General features: G+C 44.5%; 22 protein-coding genes. 19 read left to right on the top strand and 3 right to left on the bottom strand.

The window, feature by feature from the left end:
• Window positions 1-97 precede the first annotated feature (97 nt).
• The 5 genes from FCL46_RS21445 to FCL46_RS21425 all read left to right on the top strand — a co-directional run bounded on the left by FCL46_RS21445 (window position 98) and on the right by FCL46_RS21425 (window position 4,086).
• On the top strand, window positions 98-1,249 hold the full coding sequence (locus FCL46_RS21445) for a citrate/2-methylcitrate synthase (protein ID WP_217909664.1): 1,152 nt from the start codon (window positions 98-100) through the stop codon (window positions 1,247-1,249).
• A gap of 70 nt (window positions 1,250-1,319) precedes the next feature.
• Window positions 1,320-2,792 carry a RimK family protein gene (locus tag FCL46_RS21440; RefSeq protein WP_136808981.1) on the top strand — a complete coding sequence of 491 codons (1,473 nt, stop codon included), beginning with the start codon at window positions 1,320-1,322 and terminating at the stop codon, window positions 2,790-2,792.
• A gap of 7 nt (window positions 2,793-2,799) precedes the next feature.
• Entirely contained in the window at window positions 2,800-3,264 is a 465-nt protein-coding gene (locus tag FCL46_RS21435) for a GNAT family N-acetyltransferase (RefSeq protein WP_136808982.1), read from the top strand.
• Window positions 3,261-3,854: an SET domain-containing protein gene (locus FCL46_RS21430; protein ID WP_136808983.1), complete on the top strand. Its 594-nt coding sequence runs from the start codon at window positions 3,261-3,263 to the stop codon at window positions 3,852-3,854. Before FCL46_RS21435 ends, FCL46_RS21430 begins: the two co-directional genes overlap by 4 nt.
• A complete protein-coding gene (locus FCL46_RS21425; RefSeq protein ID WP_136808984.1) occupies window positions 3,844-4,086 on the top strand; it encodes a hypothetical protein in 243 nt (80 codons plus the stop codon). Before FCL46_RS21430 ends, FCL46_RS21425 begins: the two co-directional genes overlap by 11 nt.
• A gap of 214 nt (window positions 4,087-4,300) precedes the next feature.
• On the opposite strand, the gene FCL46_RS21420 is transcribed toward FCL46_RS21425, so the two are convergent.
• Entirely contained in the window at window positions 4,301-5,224 is a 924-nt protein-coding gene (locus FCL46_RS21420) for a hypothetical protein (RefSeq protein WP_136808985.1), read from the bottom strand.
• Window positions 5,225-5,643: 419 nt separating this feature from the next.
• Here FCL46_RS21420 and FCL46_RS21415 point away from each other — a divergent pair, with 419 nt between their 5' ends.
• From FCL46_RS21415 to phnE (FCL46_RS21375), 9 genes are all read left to right on the top strand, one after another.
• A complete protein-coding gene (locus FCL46_RS21415; RefSeq protein WP_136808986.1) occupies window positions 5,644-7,182 on the top strand; it encodes a class I SAM-dependent methyltransferase in 1,539 nt (512 codons plus the stop codon).
• 727 nt (window positions 7,183-7,909) lie between these two features.
• Window positions 7,910-8,479 carry a CBS domain-containing protein gene (locus tag FCL46_RS21410; protein ID WP_136808987.1) on the top strand — a complete coding sequence of 190 codons (570 nt, stop codon included), beginning with the start codon at window positions 7,910-7,912 and terminating at the stop codon, window positions 8,477-8,479.
• Between the two features lie 104 nt (window positions 8,480-8,583).
• Window positions 8,584-10,005, top strand: a complete 1,422-nt coding sequence (locus tag FCL46_RS21405; protein WP_136808988.1) for a transferase — start codon at window positions 8,584-8,586, stop codon at window positions 10,003-10,005.
• A gap of 1,208 nt (window positions 10,006-11,213) precedes the next feature.
• Window positions 11,214-11,411, top strand: a complete 198-nt coding sequence (locus FCL46_RS21400; protein ID WP_136808989.1) for a hypothetical protein — start codon at window positions 11,214-11,216, stop codon at window positions 11,409-11,411.
• A 312-nt stretch (window positions 11,412-11,723) separates the two neighbouring features.
• The gene (locus tag FCL46_RS21395) at window positions 11,724-12,422 is read left to right on the top strand and encodes a hypothetical protein (protein WP_136808990.1); all 699 of its coding nucleotides are present in this window, start codon (window positions 11,724-11,726) and stop codon (window positions 12,420-12,422) included.
• 554 nt (window positions 12,423-12,976) lie between these two features.
• Window positions 12,977-13,990, top strand: coding sequence for a phosphate/phosphite/phosphonate ABC transporter substrate-binding protein (gene phnD, locus FCL46_RS21390; protein WP_420811289.1), 1,014 nt, complete (start codon window positions 12,977-12,979; stop codon window positions 13,988-13,990).
• 117 nt (window positions 13,991-14,107) lie between these two features.
• The gene (gene phnC / locus FCL46_RS21385; protein WP_136808992.1) at window positions 14,108-14,896 is read left to right on the top strand and encodes a phosphonate ABC transporter ATP-binding protein; all 789 of its coding nucleotides are present in this window, start codon (window positions 14,108-14,110) and stop codon (window positions 14,894-14,896) included.
• Complete coding sequence (gene phnE / locus FCL46_RS21380; RefSeq protein ID WP_136808993.1) at window positions 14,884-15,684, top strand: phosphonate ABC transporter, permease protein PhnE; 801 nt, start codon at window positions 14,884-14,886, stop codon at window positions 15,682-15,684. Before phnC ends, phnE (FCL46_RS21380) begins: the two co-directional genes overlap by 13 nt.
• Window positions 15,681-16,481 carry a phosphonate ABC transporter, permease protein PhnE gene (gene phnE / locus FCL46_RS21375; RefSeq protein ID WP_136808994.1) on the top strand — a complete coding sequence of 267 codons (801 nt, stop codon included), beginning with the start codon at window positions 15,681-15,683 and terminating at the stop codon, window positions 16,479-16,481. The genes phnE (FCL46_RS21380) and phnE (FCL46_RS21375) overlap by 4 nt, the downstream gene beginning before the upstream one ends.
• Before the next feature lie 78 nt (window positions 16,482-16,559).
• On the opposite strand, the gene FCL46_RS21370 is transcribed toward phnE (FCL46_RS21375), so the two are convergent.
• Together FCL46_RS21370 and FCL46_RS21365 are read right to left on the bottom strand one after the other, a co-directional pair.
• A complete protein-coding gene (locus FCL46_RS21370; protein WP_217909487.1) occupies window positions 16,560-17,126 on the bottom strand; it encodes an HD domain-containing protein in 567 nt (188 codons plus the stop codon).
• Window positions 17,123-18,502 (bottom strand): DUF3179 domain-containing protein, encoded by a 1,380-nt coding sequence (locus FCL46_RS21365; RefSeq protein WP_136808995.1) that lies wholly within the window; start codon window positions 18,500-18,502, stop codon window positions 17,123-17,125. Before FCL46_RS21365 ends, FCL46_RS21370 begins: the two co-directional genes overlap by 4 nt.
• 367 nt (window positions 18,503-18,869) lie before the next feature.
• On the opposite strand from FCL46_RS21365, the gene FCL46_RS21360 reads away from it, so the two are divergent.
• The 5 genes from FCL46_RS21360 (at window position 18,870) to FCL46_RS21340 (ending at window position 24,172) form a co-directional block, all read left to right on the top strand.
• Window positions 18,870-21,287, top strand: a complete 2,418-nt coding sequence (locus tag FCL46_RS21360) for a glycyl radical protein (RefSeq protein ID WP_217909486.1) — start codon at window positions 18,870-18,872, stop codon at window positions 21,285-21,287.
• Window positions 21,288-21,330: 43 nt separating this feature from the next.
• Entirely contained in the window at window positions 21,331-22,218 is an 888-nt protein-coding gene (locus tag FCL46_RS21355; protein WP_136808996.1) for a glycyl-radical enzyme activating protein, read from the top strand.
• 37 nt (window positions 22,219-22,255) lie between these two features.
• Window positions 22,256-22,918 carry a GntR family transcriptional regulator gene (locus FCL46_RS21350; protein ID WP_136808997.1) on the top strand — a complete coding sequence of 221 codons (663 nt, stop codon included), beginning with the start codon at window positions 22,256-22,258 and terminating at the stop codon, window positions 22,916-22,918.
• A 213-nt stretch (window positions 22,919-23,131) separates the two neighbouring features.
• On the top strand, window positions 23,132-23,848 hold the full coding sequence (locus FCL46_RS21345) for an AzlC family ABC transporter permease (RefSeq protein WP_136808998.1): 717 nt from the start codon (window positions 23,132-23,134) through the stop codon (window positions 23,846-23,848).
• A 12-nt stretch (window positions 23,849-23,860) separates the two neighbouring features.
• Window positions 23,861-24,172 (top strand): AzlD family protein, encoded by a 312-nt coding sequence (locus tag FCL46_RS21340; RefSeq protein ID WP_136808999.1) that lies wholly within the window; start codon window positions 23,861-23,863, stop codon window positions 24,170-24,172.
• The last annotated feature ends 104 nt before the right edge of the window (window positions 24,173-24,276 follow it).

Here is a 24,276-nt window from a genome sequence, read left to right as displayed (position 1 = left end):
CGACTTTTGATTCGTTGGCATGAAACTTGATAGTGTAAAGCCGCCAACAGGTCAACAGGAGTGGATTATTAATTATTGTGGAGTGAATCGAATTAGAATGAAATCAGCAATTACCGAAGCAGCGCCCAAAATGGCAGAAGCAGGCCTTGCCGATATTGTAGCCTGTGAATCTGAAATCTGTTTTATCGACGGAACAGCGGGGCGGCTTATTTATCGAGGCTATGATGCACTGGAACTCGCAAAGAAAAGCAGCTTTGAAGAAGTGGCTTATCTGCTCTGGCATGGTTGTCTTCCACGAGAAAGGGAATACAAAGCCTTTCTTGACGGTTTTACCGGGTCAATGTCTCTGCCTGTTGAGACGATAATGATTTTACGTATGTTTCCTAAGGCTGCAACTCCAATGGAGGTGATCAGGACAGCGGTATCTTCGCTCGGCCACTGGGATCCGGAAAGCGGAAACACACGCCTCGATGCATGCCTGCGTAAAGCGCAGAGGCTCACACTCAGAATTCCATTGCTGATTGCAGCTCACCAGCGATTACGCAATGGTTTGGAGCCGATCAAACCCGTTCCCGGACACAGCATAGCCTATAACTTTCTTTATACATTGCTGGGGCAGGAACCTGAGCCACTTGTTGAAAGAGCATTCGATGCAGCCCTGATTCTCCATGCTGATCATGAATTGAATGCCTCAACGTTTGCCGCACGGGTCACTGCAGCAACAATGTCGGATATCTATTCTTCCGTCACTTCGGCCATCGGAACCCTCAAAGGTCCGCTGCATGGAGGTGCGAATATGGAAGTTATGCAATTGATAGAGGAGATCGGGCATCCGGAGAGGGCGGAAGAGGTTATTCTCGATAAGTTGGCTAATGGTGTCAAGATTCCGGGATTCGGGCATCGTGTCTATCGCTGTGAAGATCCACGGGTCGCACTTTTGAAAGCACACGCCGAGGAAGTAACACGCAGCATGAACAAGAGAAATACTTTTGAGATTACCCGTGAAATTGAGCGTGTTGTTTTAGAGAAGACCAAAGTATATGCAAATGTGGATCTCTACACAGCTTCTCTCTACGATGCCATGGGCTTGCAGAAAGAACTCTTTACACCGGTATTTGCGGTCAGCCGTATTGTCGGTTGGACTTCACATATTCTTGAACAATGGTCGGACAACAGGCTCATTCGACCCCGTGCCGAGTATTGCGGGCGTAAAGACCTGCAATATAATCAGATACACGACCGGACCTGATATCGATAACCGAGCCAATGTCTTTGTTGCACACAATACAACCTCATAATGGTACTTTTCCAAAGGCACAATGAATTCAACATTGATTGTTATTGATTCCCCGGAACAATGGGCACCGTATTTTAGATCGGAAAGTGTCGTCACTGCAGATGAATATCTGCAGGACGACCAATACAGCAAATCACACTTTTCGGTCATAAATCTCTGTTCCAACCTGAGTTATCTCTCAGAGGGGTATTACTGTTCTCTTTTGGGGCAGGCGCGAAAACACAAGGTTCTTCCATCTATTGAGACGCTCAATCAGCTAGAAGGTATCACGCTTCTCAAAATGAACCAGTCGTTGCAGCGTCACTGTAACTGCCGGCACAATCTTGATAAGGCATCAGGAAATGGAGGTTATCAGCTGGATCTGTTTTTCGGAAAATGCGAAGATGTCAGCCTGCAGAAATTGGCCAGAGCAGTATTTGATCAATACCCCGCACCACTTCTCAGGATCACTATAAGTGAGACACATCCGTTTCAGGTTACAGGAATTCAAACCCTTACACTGAATGCTCTGAATGATCAGCAACAGGATTTGTTTGCCGACAGCCTAGACGGGTTCAACAAAAAAGTCTGGAGAAAGCCGCGCAACAGAAAACCCGCCCGTTATGATCTGGCAATTTTTCATAACCCCGAGGAACAGTTTCCTCCGAGTAATAACAAAGCTCTGAAGCTCTTCATCAGTGAAGCGCGGAAGATGGAGATCCACGCAGAACTTATTACCGAAGCGGATTCCGGTCGCCTTATGGAGTTTGATGCCCTCTTTATCAGGGCAACGACTGCGGTGGATGATATTACCTATAAACTTGCTCAGGCAGCGGAGCAGGCGGATATGGTGGTTATAGATGACCCGTCTTCCATTATCCGTTGCACCAACAAGGTGTACTTGAAAGAGTTTCTCGATACCACCTCAATTCCGGCACCTCGTGCCAAACTTATTTTCAGCAGGAAACCTCTGTCCTATGATGAACTGGCCGAGGAATTAGGAAAAACAATGGTGCTGAAAATACCTGATGGATCATTTTCTGTCGGTATTGATAAAGTTGACAGCGCATCACTGTACAGGGAAAAAATCGATCGTCTTTTTCAGCGCTCTTCAGTTCTTCTGGCCCAGGAATTCATACCCACCGATTTTGACTGGAGGATAGGCGTTCTCAACGGTGAAGGTATCTATGCCTGTAAATATTATATGGCCAGGGGGCACTGGCAGATATATCGCCATACAGAAAACGGGAATACCCGTTCAGGAAAATTTGAGACTGTTCCCATTCATCTCACTCCCCGTCGAATTGTAAAGATGGCTGAGAGGGTTGCAAACTCTATTGGAAAAGGACTTTACGGGGTTGATCTGAAAGAGAGTGAAAAGGGAATGATGGTCATCGAGGTTAATGACAATCCATCAATCGACCATGGGGTGGAAGACGCAATATTGGGAACTGAGCTCTATCGTATCATTTTGCGTGAGTTTATTACACGACTGGATTTGAAGCGTACTAAGTAAATTTATTATGTTGAAATTATCAGAAGCCACTATTGAAGATGTTAATATCCTTGCGGATATCGAAAAAACAGTGTTTGAGTATGATCTCATCTCTATCAAACAAATGCGTTACCTGATTAAGAGCAGCACAGCTCAGGTGGTTAAGGCTCAATTGCCCGATGATACGACTGTCGGCTACATGGTGCTGCTGAGGCGAAGCAACAGCTCTATCCTGCGCCTGTATTCAATTGGTGTGTTGCAGGAGTACAGAAACTCAGGTGCCGGCCGTCATCTTCTGCAAAGTGCAGAGCAATTGTGTGACAACACAGGCTGTGACGCGCTTCATCTTGAAGTTCAGATGCAGAATAAAGAGGCGTTGGTTTTTTATCTGGCTGCCGGATTCAGCCTTTATGGCAGAAAAAACGGCTATTATACCGATGGTTCAACAGCACTGCTTTTGAGAAAGCATGTGTATTCAGAGGTCCGGGCATGATTCATCCTAAGACTGAAGTTCGATTTATCAGTGATGATATCGGGTATGGCCTTTTTGCAACTGATTATATTCCGCGTGGAACAATTACCTGGGCTCGGGATCAGCTCGACCGTGAGATCAGTCCGCAGGAATTTGAAAAATATGACCCACCGATACGCGAGGTCATCTTCCATTACAGCTATAGGAATAATACGGGGAATTACATTTTCTGCTGGGACAACACCCGATTCATTAACCACGCTTGCTCTCCGAACTGTTTCCCGACAGCGTACAATCTGGAGTTGGCTGTTCGTGATATCCATCCTGATGAAGAGATAACCAATCACTACGGGACCTTGAATATTGTAGAGCCCTTTACCATTTCGGGTCCAAACGAAGTTACAATTCATCCCGATGATCTGCTGCGTCATGGGGAAGAGTGGGATGCCTTGCTTTCTCAGGCGTTTCCTTTTTTTAAAGAAGTAAGCCAGCCTCTTCGCTCTTTGATTCCTGAAGATCGCTGGAGGCAACTAGAAGATATTAGCGCAGGAAACCAGCCAATGGCATCAATTACAAACTGTTATTTTTCAGGTGGACGTTATGCGAAGTGACAAATATGACGAATCAGACTCTTTTCTTGGGTATTTAGAATATGAACAGAGAAATATCTGGAGGAGCATCAATAAGGCCGATGATGAAGGCCTTCTTACAATTGATGAAAAAAATGATGTTATAACAATTACAAACAATCTATCACAAACCTATCCTGAGCTTCATCAGGTTATCAATATGCTCAATATGATGTGGAGTAGTAAGAGATCATCCATGCAGAGTGTGCAATGATCTTTAAAACCCATATGATGGTGTAAATATGTGTGGCTCCGTGATGCCTGAAAAGGACGTAATCAGGCATCTATGGAGATGGACTGTGCTTAGTGTTACAGGTATACAGTTTTTAAGAATAGTCTCGGATACTCTCGTTACGATGTCCTTCCTTGCCCGGCATGCTTCAGGGTGAAGCATGCGGGGGGAAGTCTTTCTTTCATGAGACGATGATTTAGTTGTCTTCTTCTGCTGTCTCAGCAGGTGCTGTTGACACCGCTGGCTCAGCAAATTCTGCCAATTGATCGTTAAACAGAGTATTCATTTTTTCCTGGATCAGCGAATCGATATCATTCATTGCTGTTTCGAGAGCACTATATATAGATCCGGAAGAGTCATCGTCTTTACCGATTTCATCAAGATGGTGCTTAAAAAGCGTATTAATAGGATCTTTGGCCAGCCCGATTTGTTTGTCTTCATGGGCTTCAAACTGCTTGATCATCTTTTTGAAGAACGTATCAAAGTCCATCAGGCCTCTCTTTTTTCCATTGAAAGGACTGAGTTCAGGTGAAGATTCTGCAACAGGTGCAGCGAGGCGTTGCTCTTCGGGCGCTTCTTCAGCTGCAGGTTGAAATTGTGTTGCGGTTGCTGCAACCGCTGAGCTCATTTCATACGATCGCTGGTAGCTGATATCGGCAGCATACGATGAGACCGTATCAAAGCTTCCAATATTGAGTGCTTTATCGAGAGCCCCGGACATATCGCCATCTTTCATTTCTGAAATGACTCCATCGAGCCCTTGAATTATTGAATCGATATCTTCAAGCTCATCCTCACTTAAATCGCCCTCAACAGTAAAAGAAAAGCTTTGGCCTGATGCCAGGGTGACTTCCCGAACATTGTGGCTGAATGCCGCTGAACCTGAGTCTGTCTGGACAACGCCTTTGCTGTCATACATATAGGCGTCCATCTCGGTAAAACTATTTGAAGTCAGGGTTACCTGATCACCATCTTTTGTCTGGATGACCAAACCTGTATTGAGGCTTTCCTGTGATCTGTAAGATTGTTCTTTTGCATAACCTGCAGAACGAAAGTCGGACAATGGGGCCTGCCTGGAAGAGAATCCTGCCAGTGGGAATTGACTGGTAATATTGTTCATGTGATTCCTCCTTGAATATAGAACATAAACAACTGCAGTAATTCTTATCGGCAACGCATTTAAAATCTTTAAAGAATTTTTAAAAAATCTCAAAATGTTTGTTGTTCCTAATAGTTGATGCAGGTTAGGCGTGACCATAAGGGATTGCAGGCTGGGGGGGGGAGCACGTAAAAATTGTATAATCGTGAAACTGATACTGGTTTTTCGGGGAGTGATATCAGAAGATTGATGGTTTTCTATTGCAGTGTGGGATATAGAGGTGTTTGTTAACCCGGCTGTATACTCAAGACTTTGAGAGTGTTATATGTGTTGCTGTAACTTCACTCATCTGAAAGGTGAGGGGGAGAGGACTGTAGAAACAATAGCAATTGATTCTGATCTATTTGAATTACAACAGTTTTACCTGATAGTATGTATTTATGATTCTTTACGAAGACGATAACTGGCTGGCAGTAGATAAACCCACAGGCCTTGCAACGCACGGTGCGCGGCAGGGTGATACCGGCGTAGTGGAGTGGCTTGCCCTGCACCAGGACCGACAACTGCATATCTGTTCCCGACTCGATAAAGGGACAAGTGGGGTTTTATTGCTCGCAAAAAGTGCGGCAGCAAGTGGGCGGGCACAGCAAATCCATGAGCAACAGATATCCAGTAAAACGTATCGGTTTATAAGTGATCGTCGACATAAAAAAGGTAAGAAAGCATGGCGGAAATCCGAACCACTGGCTGGTAAGGAATGTTCCACAGCGTTTCGACTGCTTGTTGAAGGGCACGGATTCTACTGCTACGAAGCTGTAATTGAACGGGGACGTACCCATCAAATTCGTCAGCACGCTGCGATGTCAGGTGTTCCCATTCTTGGTGACGATCAGTATGGCGGTAAGCAGTTTCCACGGCTTTGTCTCCATTGCTATTTGGTACAATGGCCGGATATTGCAGAGCCGATAACATCTCAGCAACCCGATTCGTTTGCTTTGCTGCTTGAAGGGCAAAAAGGAGTTGTCATAGATGGTGCAGTAGCCTGGGAACGTCGTCTGGGTTGGCCTGCACTGGTGAGTAACAGCTATCGTCTTGTTCAGCGTGGCGAGATCGAGTTGCCGGTAAGTATTGATCTATACGGTTCGTTTCTCTCTATCACCGGATTCAGTGATGAGTTAAACTCCACGAAATTGAAAAACGCCTTAGCACCTTTGCTCAAATATCTTTCAACCCGAGTTGCATGGCAGGGAGCGTTGCTGCGTCGCCATGCTCAGAATCCTCATCAGAAAAAACTGATTCATGACGTTATTCAGTGGGGAGAACCAATTCCTGAGCAAATTCTGGCCTTAGAGCATGACCTGGCTTTTGGAGTCAATATAAATGACTCACAGCATGTCGGATTGTTTCTCGATCAGCGCGATTCGCGTAGGCGAATCCGTAAGGTTGCATCCCGGCGCCGAGTAGCTAATCTTTTTTCGTTCACCTGTTCGTTTTCCGCAGCAGCCGTTGATGGCGGTGCTGAAATCGTTTTTTCAGTTGATCTGGCTGGTTCGACGCTGGCACGAGGCAAAGAAAATTTTGCAATTAATGGTCTGGGGCAGGACGGTCGCGGGAAATTTATTCAAGAAGATGTGTGTAAATGGCTGACGCGACAGGAGCGCAAGCAGGCAGCAAATCCGGAAGAGTTTGCTTACTGGGATCTGATTATCTGTGATCCTCCGGTCTTTGCTTCCGCTGGCAAGGGGAGAGGCTTTCATGTGGAAAAACAATGGCCGGAACTGGCCAGACAGATACGGACTATTCTTTCAGAGACCGGTATTGCCCTTTTTGCCAATAATCATCGCGGAGGCAATGCTTCGTATTATCTTAAAGAATTACAAAAACATTTCGGAACAGTTACACAGCTTTCTCCGCCTCTTGATTTTCCTGCACTTTCTGGGCAGCCGGAACATGTACGTATTTACTGGTGCGAGGTGTAAGTCTTCTTTCTATAGATTGGTGTTTGTATGTCTGGCTTTCTACTCATGTGTCACGTGTGGAGTATCAGAGAAGATGAGAAAAGCGACAGGCTCCTAAAGCGTTCTCTATCAAAAATACTTCGTGCACTTTCTTCAGCATAAACGCTGATCCTAAACTTTATTTTTCAAACGCTTACGTATGATTAAGTCTGCTTTTACCTTTTTCCAGAAGTGTGGTAAATGTAATAGACTATGTCCAGACCATTGCGTATAGAAGATCCAGGCACCTGGTATCCTGTGATGAATCGTAGGAGACGAAAGGAGGTTATCTTTCTCTCCCTCCAGGACTATGGAACAACTGCTACGGTTGTGCAGAAGTTCTCAGCACTCTCTAGTGTGCGGATTTCCGCGTATTTTTCTACTTCCTGTCATTGCCTTCTCCTTTTTCACCTTCCAGAAATATACATGTCTAGCTGCGTTTGCCACATAGGTGGGGCGCATAATCTGTTTAACCAACCCTTTTATTCATTCAGAAATCTTCAGTCGCTATCGGGATTTTTTACGGTTAAAGAGTCAATCGCCAAGAGAATTGGTCATGTACTTTTCAGCCGGGTGATCGGGGTACGTCTGGAATTGAGAGAAAAAATTACACTAAGATTGAAAGGACGATCTGCTTTCCTTGATGCCCTTTCGGTCTTATCAAAATATTGCATTTTAGAGTTACGAACTTTTACTCAAGGAGAATTGTATGGAGCAAACATGCGTTAAGGACCTTATGGTGCCTATTTCGGAATACGCTACGGTCAAGGTCGGCACCTCTTTGCTTGAAGCAACCCTGGCACTGGAGACAGCCCAGGAGGCCTTTACTACAAACAAGTATCAGCATAGAGCAATCCTGGTTCTCGATGACGATAATAAGGTTGTCGGTAAAATCGGTCAGTTGCGAATATTAAAAGCTGTTGAGACTCGCTTCGATCTGGAGAGCGAAACAGAAAATCTGAGTAAATTCAGGTTTAGTGAAAAATATATGGCGAGGCAGATGGAAAATGCCAGATTTCAAGGGCCTATATTAACAAATGAACCGCTTGGAGCAGCGGCCGCGAAGAAAGTAGAAGAGTTTATGCAAAAACCAACTCCAGGTGAATTTGTAGATGAAGAAAGTTCGCTGGATATTGCAATTCACAAGCTTGTGGCAGGCACACACCTCTCACTTTTAGTTACACGGAATGATGAAATAGTTGGAATTCTCAGGATAGCAGACGTTTTTGCCGCTGTATTTCATAAGATGAGAGCCACTAAGGCTACACCGGAGATGTGATTCTATCCCCTAAAGGATGACTTTCAACTATCTAGTTTCCATCCTAAAAAAAATCTAATGGGATAGCGATTCCTGTGAAAACAATTCTCTACTAAAGGACAGCGATGAACCAGTTACAAGAACTCTACGATAGAATCATTCAGCGGGTGAATATTAATCTTCGCGAACTCGACTTTGACGCTGAAGCATATTCCACCGGGCTTATTCAGCCAGAACAGATGCATAAGTTCTACGCGTTTTATGGCATCAGTACAGATCATCCGTTGAGTCTGGTTTTTAAAAATTCAGGTTTAGCCGGGAGCTATTTTCTAGGAAAATGTAGTGTTGTCGACTCATTGCTCTATAAGACCGATATCCGCGGTGATGAATTGAAACGGAAGGGGACAACGTTTCAATGTAATGATTTTACAATCCCTCTTATGCAGGACGAGTTAATTGACATTAAATCCAGTGCATTGGTAAAGACTCTCGTTCATTGTTTTTCCCACGACCCGGAGACACCTGAGGTGTTTTTTATCCGGGATACGCTTGCTATGGATTATGCAAACATCCACGGTGCTCCCTGCGACGGAACCTTCCTGGGGCCTTTTGCAACAGTTGATCTGACAACTATTCAGGATTGTGTTGTTGGGACGTATTCATATGTCCAGGCTGGTGAAATAAGTCATATGCGCATTGCACCGGGAACTATATGGGTAAATAGTCCGGGCAATTTTAATTTTTATTATCGACATGATCCTGCTCTGCTCAAAAAATATGCAGGCGTTGTAGCGGGTGATCTTCCACATGGTATGTTATTTGATTTTATTGAGCAGCATGAAGCAGCTTTTCAGCGTGTTTTTGATGCAGCAAAACTTGATGAAATTCAATCCATACCCAAAACAGCTTCTCTTGACCGCTATGCAGTAGTCCTTCCCAAAACTGTAATTTCAGACAATGTGCTGGTTTCTCAAAGGGCGTATATACAGAATTCAACCCTTGGCAAAGGATCTAATGCTCAGGAGAACTGTTACATCATCAACTCGACTCTCGAAGGTTTTAATGTAACGGCCCATGGTGCCAAAATAATCGAGGCTAATCTTGAAAAGGATGTGTTTGTCGGTTTCAACAGTTTTCTTCAGGGCAAGGAAGGCAGCAGGTTACATATAGGGAAAGGCTGCGTAGTAATGCCACACACCATTATTGATATCAGTGAACCCTTGGAAATCCCGCCGGGTCATCTTGTCTGGGGAATGATCAGAAACAAAGAAGATCTTAAAGAGCATAGTATTTCCCTTGTTGAACTCTCAGAGCAAAAGACAGGATTTAACACGGGGAGGTTGTATTTTGAAGGTGATGGCGAGCTCTTTGTAAAAGCCTTTAAGGACCGGATTTATCACATCCTTGAAGTTAACGGTGCTTTTTATGATGGTGAGAAGAATACCGGTCATGCTCAGAGAAATCAGAACTTGTCCCTTAACACCATACAGCCATTCCAGTTTGGTGAAATGGAGGGGTTGTATCCAAATATTACAATAGAACTCTAATTTTTTTCTTGTCTCAGCCCCATTCAATACGAGATGGGGTTGAGACAGGTACATCACGTGCTGTTCTCAGATAGTTCTAATTTCAAAACGTAAAATGTCGCTTTGTTACCAAATCCCCACACCTTCGTTTACCACAACGATCGGCTTGATGTTTTCGTTTTACGTCTGTCGATCATTTCACTCAAAGAGAAATAGCCTTATACGTCAATAAGTGAGACTTCCAGGCAGTTAGTGACAATGGTTTTGTGACATCTATCTGTGCCTGGTGAAAGTGCCCCTCGTACCATCAGAAAAGCCGGTAATTGAGAGTATGTATTTCGAAGTTCATAAATATTTTGCAACTGCAATGTTATGCGCCATGCGGAGTAGTTTACTACAACGGCGTGGCTTGTAGCTCGACCTGCAAAAATGTCTATTGATAAGAACGCATAACTACATGGGAGTTCTGAGAAGTGCAATTACTGCAATTGAGCAGGCTAGAACAATGCCAAATACAGAGACGTTGAGTACCATCTGCTGCATAGCAAACTTTTCAAAATCTTTAGATTTCATAACATCTCCAACGTTCTGGTTACGGATATAGATTTGTTCTGATCTGATGTGAACATACCATTTGCTGAACGTTTCAGGTTTTTGCGCATAATATCTGCAACTTATCACGCTAGTTGCTGAGGATGGACTCAGCAAACATTTCCGTGTGTCATTAACAGGTTACGTTAAAAAGCGTGGTGCTATTTGTTGAGTTTGAAATTGCGAATATTACCCGCTGATCTCCTTCCTTTAGTCAATTGTTCAGTGGTATGATCTTAACCAAAAAATGCTTTGATTCAAGATGTTTGTGTACCATTGCTGGTTCCTGTCAATCGTGTGGAGTGAGGTGTTTGTGATTTTTCTGATTCGTGCATGCGTTAGGGATCTGGCGATTGTGTCATGGTAATGTATTAAATATCAAAAACTTATTTGTTGGGAGGATGCGTTGCTTAGATGACATGTGTGTGTAACGTGTTTGCACAATTATTTTTTTCTATCGGGAATTGCTCGATAAGGATAATTATTATCTGCATAACGAGGGGTTAGAGAATATATGACTTGGCGAAGATCCTCTGTTTGACGTATTAAAAAAATTGGTTTTAATTGACGTTTTGAATGTTGAAACGTAGGTCAAAAAAACATTACCGTTATAATAGAATATCAGGGACGTATGAATTATGAGCCGAATTGACGAGTTGAAAGAGCAGATAGAAAAGACAAAAGTGATTCTTGCAGAGTCGAAAGAGAATTTTGAGAAGAACCCTGGTGAATACAGCGCTCAGCTTTTGCTGATGAGTACAGAGAATCACCTTGTTGATCTGCTTAAAAAACAGGAGGAGTTGGAAAATTTACACTCGGAAAATCAAAAAGGGTGAAAGGGAAGATTCTTTTTACACAATTCTAACCCGTACAGAGCAGGTCCGACTCAGAATATATTTGCACGTAAATGTATGGATAGGTATTTATTTTAAAAGGTTATGCGATAAGTGTCAGGTGGATTTGGTGTTTGCAATCATCATCTTTACCTATTAAGTATATTTAGCATTACAAAGAAATACTCATCAGGTGTGTCGAGAATTACCATTATACGTTTCCCACATTGGCCGGTGCAACAAGAGCCCTGATTGAGCAATAATTATTAGATGTTGTGTTAAAAACGGTAGTGCTACTGAAGGGACCTGCTGGTAATGGATAGTTGTCGTCTCAAGAATCGAGTATGTCGAGCGATATTAACTGCTCTGGTCTCTCTATCGCTCATGTCATGTTCTGTGGGGGAGGAGTATGCACCACCATACCTGCAGCAATCTAACAATTACTCGATTCCGGAAGGAAACGGTATTTCTTATCGAACACTCTCTATCGAAGATTTTCATGCCCCCGCACTCCCCAATAAACAGCGGGATGGCCGGCACAATATTCATGCTCAATCATGCATCCGGATGCATGTCTCAGAAGATTCGGTCATGGAGGTCTCTCCTGTTACAATCGGGGACCAGTCGCTCTATGAGGGGCGGATGGTGCGAGTTTTGTTTCAGGCATTATTCGAACCCTCCTGCTCCTGGTGGAATCCTGAAGTACCTGAAGAAAAGATGAATTATGTCCTGCAACATGAGCAGGTCCACTTTGCGTTGTCAGAACTCAGCGCACGTGTCTTAAGTCAAAATGTCGCCCGAAAAATGCAGGGATATGTGGTGACAGCTCACACCTATGATGAGGTCAACAGTAGACTTAATGCACAGTTTGAAAGCGTTGCAGCAGCTGCTATGCGGGATGAACTAAAGCATCATATTCAATTTGATGAAGACACGTCATTGGTATTTGATAGAAACGCCCAGGATGAATGGCTTGAGCGTGTTGAGTTGCGGTTGCTGGAAGAGATAAACTGATATTACTTGCCTTTTCACCTCCGCAACACTCACCAGGGACTGATTGATTTCTTGTTAAAAATCACCTTTTAGGCGAGCAGGCCGATTTTCTTCCGAAATCTCGCAGCTACCCCTTTGTGCAACTGTCCTTGGTGCTCTGCTACCTGTTGAGCGAGGTAATACCGGTCTCTATTACTTGAAAAAAATTGCAATTCAATACTTCTTTACGTTTTCGTCGCGATTCGTCATGTGATGTACATCTATGTGTATCCTGCTCATTCCTGTATCTCCCATTATGCCTATTTGAAGAGTATGCCTTTCCAAACGAAATTGTCGATTCAATAATAAATATTCCATTTTTGTATTGACAGGGGTTGGTAAAACACACTAGATGTGGCGTCATATAGTCAGCTATATACATGGATGTTCATGGATTTGTAGGATGTTTCTGCTTTTTTGATAACATTTACGTAAAGTGCAATGGTTTGGGTGTTTTGCCCAATAACCCCGGCAACGATCAACCACTGCTTCGTAGTTTTTTCAAGCAACTCAAAATGAGAGGGAATTGAAAAATGATGAAAAGAATCATGACGTTTGTACTGGCAGCCCTTTTTTCCGCAGGTGTAGCAACTGCTGCTGAAGAATGTAAAAATCGTGGTACTCTTGATGAGATGTATTGCGATGAAAACATGGACCTGGTTGCAGATACTCCAAAAGATGAAAACGACTGGAAAGACCCGCGAACACTTGTTTTCACCTATACTCCCGTAGAAGATCCCGCTGTTTATAAAGATGCGTTTGCAGACTTTCAGGAATATCTGGAAGAGAAAACCGGCAAAAAGGTAATTTATTACACAGTTCAGTCAAATGCTGCTGAGGTTGAAGCAATGCGTTCCGGAAGACTGCATATTGCCGGCTTTTCCACAGGGCCTACCGGCTTTGCTGTTAACCTGGCAGGATATGTACCTATTGCTGTAAAAGGTTACCCTGAGGGCTTTCAAGGTTACAACCTGATCGTAGTTACCAAAAAAGACAGTGGTATCAAAACGCTTGATGACATCAAAGGAAAGCGAATTGCTCATACCTCTGCATCATCAAACTCCGGTAACCTCGCTCCGCGCGCAATTTTTCCACAGTACGGGATCGTTCCTGATAAAGATTACACTGTTGTTTATTCAGGAAAACACGATCAGTCCATTCTTGGTGTAGCTCATGGTGATTACGATGCGGCACCAGTTGCATCTGATGTCTATAATCGAATGGCTGAAGCAGGCAGGATTAATCCTGATGAGTTCAATATTGTTTTTACAAGCCCTAAGTTCCCAACATCTTCATTCGGGTATGCCCATAACCTGCACCCTGACCTTGTGAAGAAAATTGTCGATGCCTTCCATTCGTATCGTTTTACCCCAGCCATGCAGGAAACCTTTGGTAAAGCTGATCGCTTCTATCCGGTAACGTATAAAGATGACTGGAAAGTTATCCGCGATATCGCTGCGTCAACAGGAACCTCCTACAACCAGGCCGGCCTGAAAAAAATGGCCGAGAAAGAAGCTGCAAAGGCTGCCGCAAAAAAAGCTAAGCAGTAATAGTTGGACCTTCTCTACCCGAATCCCCCCGTGATAATCTGTGGGGGGATTCGGGTTCTTTTTTATCTCTTTATCTATCCTGATGGAAGATTGAAACGCAGTACCGGTTGAAATGATATGACGACAGAGAACTATACAGACATGCAGCCAGAAAGATCGTTGCGGGTGGAGCACCTTGTCAAAGAATACACAGCGGGGAAACCTGTTCTTAAAGATATCAGTTTTGAGGTGAATGGAACGTCAAGTGTGGCGATTATCGGTCCTTCGGGAACTGGAAAAAGTACGCTGATACGTTGTGTGAATAAACTTATACCACCAACAAGTGGCAATGTGTATGTCAGTGGCGAGAATATTACTGCACTAAGAGGCAGTCAGTTGCGACTGGCGAGACGAAAGATCGGCATGGTCTTTCAGGAGTTCAACCTTGTAGAGCGCCTTTCCGTGATGGAAAATGTGCTGAGCGGGCGCCTGGGGTATGTTTCTTCCTGGCGGGCATGGCTCAGGAAATATCCGCAGGATGATGTCAACAGAGCTTTCGAATTACTTGAGGCTATTGGCCTGATAGACTTTGCTCATCAGCGTGCGGACAGTCTCTCTGGAGGCCAGCGTCAACGTGTCGGTATCGCCAGAGCAGTAATGCAGGAGCCTCATGTCCTGCTGGCTGATGAACCGACCTCCTCCTTAGATCCGAAGACCAGCGTAGAGATTATGGAATTGCTGGTTACGCTTTCAGAAGATAGAAATATTCCACTTATCATTAATATTCACGATGTTGAGCTGGCAAAGCGTTTTACTTCGCGGGTGATAGGGCTTTCAAAGGGCGGGATTGTTTTCGACGGCCCACCTTCAGAACTGACCAGAGAGAACCTGAAAGAGATCTATGGTGGGGAGGAATGGCTGCAATGACCCCGAATGGAGTAAAAAATTACGGTAACCCGTTTAAGGTTAACTGGTGGGCAAGAGCCGGTTGGATACTTGCCGCTGTGTATGTCGTGTATGCCGCCAACTATCTTGATGTTTCATTGAGCAGATTTATTGCCGGGCTTGGAAACGGTGGAGAATTCTTAAGTGAGATGGTGCCTGTCAATTTTTCACGCTGGAGACTGCTTGTTGGTAATCTCATAGAGACAGTAGAAATTGCCATCATCGCTTCGGCGTTCGGTGTGACAATTTCGTTGCCTGTCGGGCTCTGTGCTGCAAGAAATCTCATGCCTTTATGGGTTACATGGCCGTTTAGAGTCTTTATTGCTTTATGTCGCTCTTTTCATCCGGTTATTTTTGCGATTCTTTTTGTTAAGGCTGTAGGATTCGGACCACTAGCGGGAATTCTGACATTAATTTTCGCTTCCATTGGTTTTATCGGCAAGTTGTTTGCCGAGGCTATTGAAGAGATTTCACTGAAACCCCTGGAGGCTTTACGAGCTGCCGGTGCACCGTTTATCAGTGTTATTATCTATGGTGTGCTGCCTCAGGTGCTCAACCGTTTTATAGGTTTTGCTTCGTATCAGCTTGACGCTAATCTTCGTAACTCAACCATGGTTGGTATAGTTGGTGCTGGTGGAATCGGCGGAACGTTGTTTGCCGCATTTCAACGTTTTGACTACGATTTCCTGGCAGCGATTCTTATCTCAATTATTGCGCTTGTTATGGTGAGTGAATTCATTTCTGTTCAGGTTAAAAAGGTTTTCCAATGAGCAATACATACGACCACAAGTGGGAACGGTTCACCTCTGCGGAGAGGCTCGCCCGGTTTGCGGTGTTTCTGTTGTTTGCTCTTGCACTGTCAGTTTCTCTAAGGACGGTAGAGGTTATCCCGGAGTTTTTGTATGACGCGCCGACCCAGGTGGCTGATCTGTTGAGCAGAATGTGGCCTCTTGATGTGGCCTATTATCCGAAAGGCATTCATGATGCGATGGTTGAAACTCTGCATATTGCAACTCTCGGAACATTGCTGGCAATAGTTATGGCTATTCCGGTCGGTATAATGGGCGCGAACAATATCGTGCGGATGCCTCTTTTCAACTGGCTGGCCAAGCTTATTCTGGTGTCGTCACGTTCTGTCAATTCTCTGGTGTGGGCGCTCCTGTTTGTTGCCATTTTCGGACCAGGTGCTCTTGCAGGAACAGTCTGTATAGGTTTTCGTTCAGTGGGCTTTGTCGGCAAACTTTTTGCCGAAGCTCTTGAAGAGGTTAATCCAGGCCCGATAGAAGCACTGAAAGCTGCTGGTGCTCCCTGGCCTTCGATTTTTCTGAAAGGTTATTGGCCTCAGGTTGCCCCGGCATTCTGGGCAATATTTCTCTTTAGATGGGATATCAATGTGCGGGAATCTGCGGTAATCGGTCTGGTTGGTGCAGGCGGGATAGGCATGGTGCTTGATACAGCCCTTAACCTGTTCTTTTGGGATCGTGTTTCGGTTATTCTCGTTTCTATTTTTGTCGTTGTTATTCTGGCAGAGCTGTTAGTTACCAAAATACGAAATAATCTTATTTAAGAAGAGTCAGACACTATTGGAACGAAAACGGGACTATTGCTGAAAAGCAATAGTCCCGTTTTTTTTAGGGTGAAAAGGCTATGCGATGAATACTTGGTAGTCGTCGATTTTTTGCTGGAGTCTGTCTGATAACAGCCTATGGGATTTACCAAGATGTTTATGGATGAGGATTGCCTCATCTCTATAGTTCGTTATTTTTTCTTTATTCCAGTAATGGGGCGGAGGTTGCAGATTGGTGATTCTATCAGCGAGTTTTACCATCCAGACCTCTTTCGGTTGCAGCAGGATTCTGTTCAGGCTGTCTTCCATCTGCTCCGCTTTTGTCGGCAAATTGGTGTTTTTCGATAAACTCATTACCCCTGCAGCCACCTCCTCACCAAAAGTGGATCTGACCTGATCATAGGTGACATCTGTGTCTTCTATTACATCATGTAACAATGCACATTGAATGGATAAATTTGGAAATTCAACAGGGATTGCCGTAATTGCTGCCACTACTTCCATTGCCACATTACCAATATGGTTAATGTACGGAATTTCGCTACCAGGGAGTTTCTGATTAATATGAGCACTGGAAGAGAAATTCCACGCAGCTACAAACACATCTTGTGAGAATATTGAAATCATGATGTCGTTTTGTGTCATAATTTACCTGTAGTATATACTTCGCTTTCCATTCCCATAAACGAGTTCCAGGCAAACCAGAAGCTCATCCTCCCTGCTATGCGCGGAAGTCGTTCTCCGTTTGGCCCTGTAAGGAAATCTTCGTCGATTTGCCAGATACCGGACGGCGTTTTCAACTGATGATCGGCTTCTCCGGCTGTGAACTGCTCACTTTCGCGTTTGTAAGCCCGCACAGTCTGGGTTGCCGGATCACCGATAAGTACAAGCGGCAGAGATCCCAGCTGGTCATTAATTACAGGAGAAGAGGTGAATGCGTTTAGCGGCCATGCTTTCATTGCACCTGGTTGGACAATGCCGAAAATTCTGTCTTTTGGCTGTAAACCTTCACGTTCTGTAACCTGCACAGGGAACATGAGCTTAGGGCTGTCAAAATATTTTTTATAGGCTGCTCCTGAGTTGTAATCTCTCTTAAATCCAGTCTCCTCGCTGAGTACAGTGGTATCCGGGTGCTGCTTCTTCCACTCAGCCCAGGAGGTTACAACCAACGGTTGCATTGTAAGCTGCAGTCCGCTCTTTTGAAGTTTACCGCTGACAGGACGCCCGGTGAACTGATTCCAGAGACTGTCTGTCTGATGGTCAAACATCAACTTGTTTGATCTGTAAAGTAAACCGCTGGAGCCGAACGAGAATGGTTTTTCCTGCCCGTCAACCTGTCCTTCATACATAATCCCTGTGCCGCAAAGTGTGCAGTAGGTCAAAGAGACAGGGACTCCTCCAAGAATATCATTAGCCATCTCATGCCAGCCGAGAATGCGCAGCGGGTAGGCTCGCGCTTCATCGTTGATAACTGCACCATAGATCAGATCATCGTCAAGCAGGTAGTCAGCTTTTTCTGCGGCTATGGTCGGTGAATATTCGAGTGCCGGAATGCCTCCAACCTTCACTCCGCCCCAGGTGATTTCTTCAAGCCGAATATTCAGGTTGTCCGGGAATGCACGATCATCACCTAAAAAACGAAGGAACTGGATATCAATCTGGCTGTATAAAAACACCTTCAATGGTCTGTAGGTACTATGCGGCTTAATTTCCGGATGATCCTGCTGCCAGATCATAGCCTCATACCAGTTGTCTATTTTTTCTCCGGCAAGCTTGCTGATGACCTCAAGGATTGCCGGGTTATTTCCCCGAAAACGCAAAATGAGAATGAGTGAAGATATAAGATCCTGCTCGCCGCGGGCTTCAATTTTTTCAAGCGCGGCTTTACGACCTTCAGGAGTGTTCATCAGAACAGCCCGGACTAGCCCTTCAGGGTCTTCTGCCTGAGCGGGCAGCTGTGTTGAAAGAATGGACAGGGATAGGATGGCAAATAGAGACACAAAGAAAAAAATTCTGAACATAGCTCGTCCTGTCAGGATAAAGATAACAAACAAATAGCTTCAAATTGATGTGAAGTTGGCAATTGAGAGTCGGTATTGATCAACCTCTACTAATTAATAGTAGTGCAACTCATTATTATTGCCATATGTATTACAATCGCGATTTCATGAGGAGAAAGCTTGCAGTAGAGGAAATGCGCATGGAATTAGTCACCTCAAAATCAGCTGACTCTCCTTGAGCCTCAGTGAGGCTGTAAAGTTCTTGACTCAAATAGTATACGATTATATTATTTTACTTGATGCATTACAAATTTCAGGATAGGGGAAACGTTTGAATATGAGCTTTTTTTCCTGGTCGATTTACGAATAATATATTGCGGGAGCGCTAATGATATCAACTCATAAAAGCAATAAAATTGATATGGTACAGCAAAAGCGAATGGATAAGCGCATATCCAACCTTATAGAGCAATATGACAAGGCGACCCCTACGGTGTGTATCATTCGTGCTCAGGCTGTTACCGAATCACATCTTGAAAACTCGGGATCTTCAGCCATCATAAAAAAATCCCGGGCGTTTCAAAAAATCTGTGAACGCATACCTGTGAATATCTATCCTGATGAACTGATTGTTGGCGCTTCAGGTGCTCACAGGCGTTCAGCTGCTGTCAGCCCTGAACTCTCGTGGCAGTGGGTGAAAGACGAGATCGAAGATATAGAACATCGTGAGCAGGATCCGTATCAGATAGCAGAAGATGACAGGCAGGAACTGCTTAGCCAAATATTACCTTTCTGGAATGGAAAGTCGGTGGAGGAAGCATTTTTGGCGCGTCTTCCTGAAGAAACAGCAAATATTGCCGTTGATACCGGAATTGTCGATAATGATTCCAAATGGCGTTGTGCTGTTGGTGAAATCACTCCGGACTATACCGATATTCTTTTTACCAAAGGTTTTAACGGGATAATTGAAGAAGCGCAGGCGAAGCTGGAAAAACTTGATCTGACAGTAGCGGTGGATATTGGAAAAGCCGATTTTTATCAATCGATAATCATCTGTGCTCAGGCAATTATTCATCTAAGCAGGCGATATGAACAGGAAGCTCAAAGGCTTGCTTTTCAGGAAAGTGATAGTGTGCGAAAAAGCGAATTACTCGCTATTGCAGATAATTGCAAAAATGTCCCGGGTAATCCGCCTTCGACATGCTGGCAGGCAATACAAATGGTCTGGACAGTTCAGCTGGCAAACGGTCTCTTTGAAAATGCTGTTGCACTCAATATCGGCCGCTTTGATCAGTTTATCTATCCTTTTTATGCCACAGATCTTGAGCAGGGAATTATCAGCACGGGCGGAGCGCAGGAGCTCATCAATTGTCTCTGGATTAAGCTGTCTGAGTGGGTTTGGTTTGTTTCAAAGAATACAGCCAGTTTTTTCGCGGGATACAACGCATTTCAGAACCTTACCGTTGGTGGGAGAAAACCGGATGGAATCGATGGGACCAATGCTATCAGTTATATGTGCCTGAACGCCAGTAAGAGAGTAAAGAGTCATCAGCCTGGTTTAAGTGTTCGGATTCATCCTGACTCCCCAAACAGTTTTCTGCATGACGTCTGCAGTCTTGTAAAAGAGGGGACAGGGTTTCCTGCAATTCACAACGACAGGGTCGGAGTCCAGATGCTCAGTTCTGTGGGGCTTGCGCCCGAGCATGCAATGGATTGGAGCAATTGCGGATGCGTTGTACCTCACTCACCTAAAATTAGTGAATGGACTTCAGCCTGTAATATCAATCTTGCGGCACCCCTTGAGTTTCTTTTCACCGATGGAAAAAGCAGAGTATGGGATAGACAACTAAGTTGTAAAACTGGTGTTGTGAACAGTCTGATTAACTTTGATATGGTGAAAGAATGCTATTTCAAACATTTGCACTACATGATCAAGCATGGAGTTATTGCAACTATTGTTGCGCAGCAGGTACAGGCTGAGATGGCGCCGAGACCATTGTTTTCGTCATACACCGAAGGGTGTATGGAATCAGGACGTGATGTTAGCTGTGGAGGTGCCCTCTACAATGTCGGCCCTGTTTTGACAGGTATCGGTATTGCAGATGCAGCAAACGGGCTTGCAGCTATACAACATCTTGTGTTTGATAATCGTGAGATTGATATAACAACACTTGGTAAAGCACTTGAGAGCAACTGGTTCGGATATGAAGATTTGCATCAAAAAGCAAAGGCCGCTCCAAAATTTGGTAACGATAACGATTATGTTGATTGTATCGCAGTCGAAGTAAGTAATTGGTTCCACAAGGAGATAAGCAGGTATACAGATATCTACGGGAGCACGTTTAATTCAGCATTTATGGGGATCTCGAACTATATTCCAGCCGGAAAAGCTGTCGGTGCAACTCCCTGCGGAAGACGTTCGGGTGAACACCTTACAGAAGGCTGTTCAGCTCATGCAGGAACAGATGTTACAAGCCCCACGGCGGCAATGCGCTCAACCGCCAAGATCAATCATGGTCGTCATTCTGGTGGCACCCTGCTAAATATCAAACTCTCTCCTGATTCACTCAAAAAGAAAACTGATCTGAACAAGTTGGCTGGATTGATAAAAGGCTATTTTGAGCTTGATGCTTTTCATGTGCAGTTCAATGTTTTTGATAAAGAGACACTTCTTGAAGCGCAGGAGCAACCAGAAAAACATAGGAATTTATTAGTACGGGTTGCCGGTTACAGCGCACGATTTACAACCCTTTCACGAGAAGTTCAGAATGCGATCATAGAGCGAACCTCGTATTCTCTAACGTGATTTTCTGTCTATGTTTTAAGGAATTACAGGAAGGGAATGATGTATGATTTTTAATATTCAGCGCTGGAGCCTGCATGATGGGTCGGGCATACGATCCACCGTATTTTTTAAAGGATGTCCTTTACGTTGCAGGTGGTGCAGTAATCCGGAGTCCTGGGCTTTCGAACGACAGATTCTCTATTGGCATGAGAGATGTGCAGAATGCGGCAAGTGTGTAGAATCGTGTGGCGCAGGGGCCTGTCGCATGGAAGGCGGGCGGCTCATTTATGACCGTGATTGCTGCACTGGTTGTGGAACCTGCGTTAAGGTCTGCCCGAATTCTGCGAGAGAGTTGGTTGGTGAAGAACTGACTGTTGAGAAAATTGTCGATGTGTTAATCCGTGACGCTGTTTTTTACAGAAGCTCCGGAGGCGGTGTGACCTTTTCGGGCGGGGAACCAATGGCTCAGCCGGAACTGTTGAGAAAACTTGTGACCACCTGTTTTGATGCAGGAATATCCACCGCAGTAGAGACAAGCGGATTTTTCGACTATGAGAATGTTGCTGACATCTTCGAATATATTGATGAGGTCTATATTGATCTAAAACACACTCATGAGAGCACGCATAAAGACCTCACAGGTGTATCAAACCGGATAATCATCGAAAACATTCTCCGGATCGACAAGGCAGGCTATTCAGTATGTCTTCGAGTTCCTCTTGTTAAATTGTTAAACGACACAGAAGAAAATGTAGTGGGTATCATAAATCTCTGTCAAAATATGCAGAATTTGAAATCAGTTGAGTTGCTCTCTTACCACGATTTCGGCAGCAGTAAATATGCAGCATTAGGGCAACACTATGATTTTGCAATGGCTTCACCCGATCAGCCGAAAATAGAGCGAATAGCGAATAGTTTGCAGGCTGCAGGTATTGTATGCACACATTCCTGATATTGACATCTACTCTTTCCACGTATACTTTCGAGCCATGAATGCAAAATCAGCCGTATTCCTCAGTGGACAGACCAATACCCCGGATATTATAGCCAATCATCTCAGACAGGATATCCTGAATGGTAAATATAAGGCCAATCAACCTCTTCGGCAGGATCGCATTGCAGAGGAACTGGGGGTCAGTAAGATCCCGTTGCGAGAGGCCTTAGTACAGCTCAAAGCCGAAGGTCTGGTCTCTTTTTTTCCCAAACGGGGTGCAGTTGTCGCTGAGCTTTCGGCATCCGAGGTTGAGGAAATATATGCCATGCGTGTTGCTCTTGAGTTGGTGGCAATAGAGAGAGCTATTCCGCAGCTTGGCGTGTCTGATCTGATTCGATCACAGGGGATTCTTGAAATTATTGACAGTGGCTCCGAAAAAGAAAACTGGAGTGACCTCAACTGGGAATTTCACGCAATACTCTATAGCGCGGCGCAAATGCCGATGCTGCTCAATACAATACAGAGCCTGCATAATAATGTGGCTAGATATTTGGTGATTTATCTCGATCATCTGGCGGCGGCAAAAATATCGCAGAAAGAACATTGGCAATTGCTTGAAGCGTGCCGGGAGCAGAATATACCTGCAGCAAAGAAGGTGCTGAAGAGGCATCTTATTAAGGCATCTGACCACCTCACCCGATTTCTGGCTAACGAATAGCGACTTTTATCATCAAACTTCATCTCTGAAAGAGAGTCGTGATAAAATCCCCTTTTTCGCATCAACTGTACTTGTTCAATTTCTGAAAATCTGAATCTATATATCTATTACTCTATAGGGTATTGTTTTTCTTATCATGGATCAACTTACAACCTCGGAGTCTTGCGCTCTGATTGTCGAAATGCATCAACATGTTAGGCTTGTTTAAAAATCATGAAGACTGCATCACCTGAAATTGCATTAGCAAAATACTCAAGCCTCTATAGAGGGGCACTTGCAAATATCCCACTTGCAATCAGTGCAGTAACGTACGGCGGGGTGCTTGGCGTGTTGAGTGCTCAGAAAGGTGTTAGCTGGGCTGAAATGTCGGCCATGAATATTCTGATGTTTGCCGGATCTGCGCAATTTGTGATGGTGGATATGTGGCAGTCTCCGCTATCGGTTATCACTATTTCTATAGCTGTTTTCATCATTAACTTACGTTACCTGCTTATTGGCGCGTCTTTGCAACCTGTTTTCAGTGGTCATCCACTATGGAGAAAAGCTCTTTTTATGCACTTGGTAGCTGATGAAAACTGGGCGGTAACTATTGCCGAACATCGAAAAACAGGAACCAATCCCTTTTTTCTCTTAGGAGGTGGGCTATTACTGCTGTGTGCCTGGTCTTCGGGGACGTTGGGTGGGAATCTGCTTGGAAGTTTTATCAGTCAGCCAGAGAAATATGCACTCGATTTTGCCTTTACAGCAGTATTTGCAGCATTGACTCTCAGCTTATGGCGAGGGAAGGGTGATATGATCCCCTGGGGTGTTGCAATTGTGTTGGCACTTGTTTGCGAAACGTTCCTGCCCGGCAAATGGTATATAGTTATCGGCGGCGTTGGCGGTGCTTTAGCCGCTGCCCTGAGCGGCTTTAAAAACGAAGAAAACTAAAGAAGTACGATAATGGACAATAATCTTTTTCTGGAAAACGGCCTCATTGTTATATTGGCGGCCTCTGCTATTACCTATGCCTTTCGATTTGGTGGGTTATTGCTGGCGGATCGACTGCCGCAATCCGGACCGCTGAGGAGTTTTCTTGATGCATTACCGGGAACCATCCTGGTTTCATTAGTAGCACCCAGCGCAGCTAATGCCGGTTGGCAGGGGATTTTCGGAGTGATTGCATGTCTTGTAATCCATTATACAACCAAAAATCTTTTACTGACGATGATTGCCGGTGTACTGACTGTCTACCTGCTTAGGTTGTACAGTTGATAAAAACAGCAAACAGTGTCTGCAGAGTTGCAACCAACAGATTGATTGTGCGAAACAGGGACTCCCGTTCAGGAGTCCCCGCGAATAGCACTGAAAGACCTGTT

This window comes from Desulfosediminicola flagellatus (assembly GCF_005116655.2).
Classification (GTDB): Bacteria; Desulfobacterota; Desulfobulbia; order Desulfobulbales; family Desulfocapsaceae; genus Desulfopila; species Desulfopila flagellata.
Note: the sequence above shows the minus strand (reverse complement) of the source record. Positions and strands in the feature narration are given on the sequence as shown.

Bases quoted from the DNA above. Each gene is read 5' to 3' on its own strand.
- phnD (WP_420811289.1), top strand. From the start codon at position 12,977: ATGAAAAGAATCATGACGTTTGTACTGGCAGCCCTTTTTTCCGCAGGT.
- FCL46_RS21445 (WP_217909664.1), top strand. From the start codon at position 98: ATGAAATCAGCAATTACCGAAGCAGCGCCCAAAATGGCAGAAGCAGGC.
- FCL46_RS21400 (WP_136808989.1), top strand. From the start codon at position 11,214: ATGAGCCGAATTGACGAGTTGAAAGAGCAGATAGAAAAGACAAAAGTG.
- phnE (WP_136808994.1), top strand. From the start codon at position 15,681: ATGAGCAATACATACGACCACAAGTGGGAACGGTTCACCTCTGCGGAG.
- FCL46_RS21345 (WP_136808998.1), top strand. From the start codon at position 23,132: ATGAAGACTGCATCACCTGAAATTGCATTAGCAAAATACTCAAGCCTC.
- FCL46_RS21415 (WP_136808986.1), top strand. From the start codon at position 5,644: ATGATTCTTTACGAAGACGATAACTGGCTGGCAGTAGATAAACCCACA.
- FCL46_RS21370 (WP_217909487.1), bottom strand. From the start codon at position 17,126: ATGACACAAAACGACATCATGATTTCAATATTCTCACAAGATGTGTTT.
- FCL46_RS21405 (WP_136808988.1), top strand. From the start codon at position 8,584: ATGAACCAGTTACAAGAACTCTACGATAGAATCATTCAGCGGGTGAAT.
- FCL46_RS21350 (WP_136808997.1), top strand. From the start codon at position 22,256: ATGAATGCAAAATCAGCCGTATTCCTCAGTGGACAGACCAATACCCCG.
- phnE (WP_136808993.1), top strand. From the start codon at position 14,884: ATGGCTGCAATGACCCCGAATGGAGTAAAAAATTACGGTAACCCGTTT.
- FCL46_RS21410 (WP_136808987.1), top strand. From the start codon at position 7,910: ATGGAGCAAACATGCGTTAAGGACCTTATGGTGCCTATTTCGGAATAC.
- phnC (WP_136808992.1), top strand. From the start codon at position 14,108: ATGACGACAGAGAACTATACAGACATGCAGCCAGAAAGATCGTTGCGG.
- FCL46_RS21395 (WP_136808990.1), top strand. From the start codon at position 11,724: ATGGATAGTTGTCGTCTCAAGAATCGAGTATGTCGAGCGATATTAACT.
- FCL46_RS21365 (WP_136808995.1), bottom strand. From the start codon at position 18,502: ATGTTCAGAATTTTTTTCTTTGTGTCTCTATTTGCCATCCTATCCCTG.
- FCL46_RS21355 (WP_136808996.1), top strand. From the start codon at position 21,331: ATGATTTTTAATATTCAGCGCTGGAGCCTGCATGATGGGTCGGGCATA.
- FCL46_RS21435 (WP_136808982.1), top strand. From the start codon at position 2,800: ATGTTGAAATTATCAGAAGCCACTATTGAAGATGTTAATATCCTTGCG.
- FCL46_RS21340 (WP_136808999.1), top strand. From the start codon at position 23,861: ATGGACAATAATCTTTTTCTGGAAAACGGCCTCATTGTTATATTGGCG.
- FCL46_RS21420 (WP_136808985.1), bottom strand. From the start codon at position 5,224: ATGAACAATATTACCAGTCAATTCCCACTGGCAGGATTCTCTTCCAGG.
- FCL46_RS21425 (WP_136808984.1), top strand. From the start codon at position 3,844: ATGCGAAGTGACAAATATGACGAATCAGACTCTTTTCTTGGGTATTTA.
- FCL46_RS21430 (WP_136808983.1), top strand. From the start codon at position 3,261: ATGATTCATCCTAAGACTGAAGTTCGATTTATCAGTGATGATATCGGG.
- FCL46_RS21440 (WP_136808981.1), top strand. From the start codon at position 1,320: ATGAATTCAACATTGATTGTTATTGATTCCCCGGAACAATGGGCACCG.
- FCL46_RS21360 (WP_217909486.1), top strand. From the start codon at position 18,870: ATGATATCAACTCATAAAAGCAATAAAATTGATATGGTACAGCAAAAG.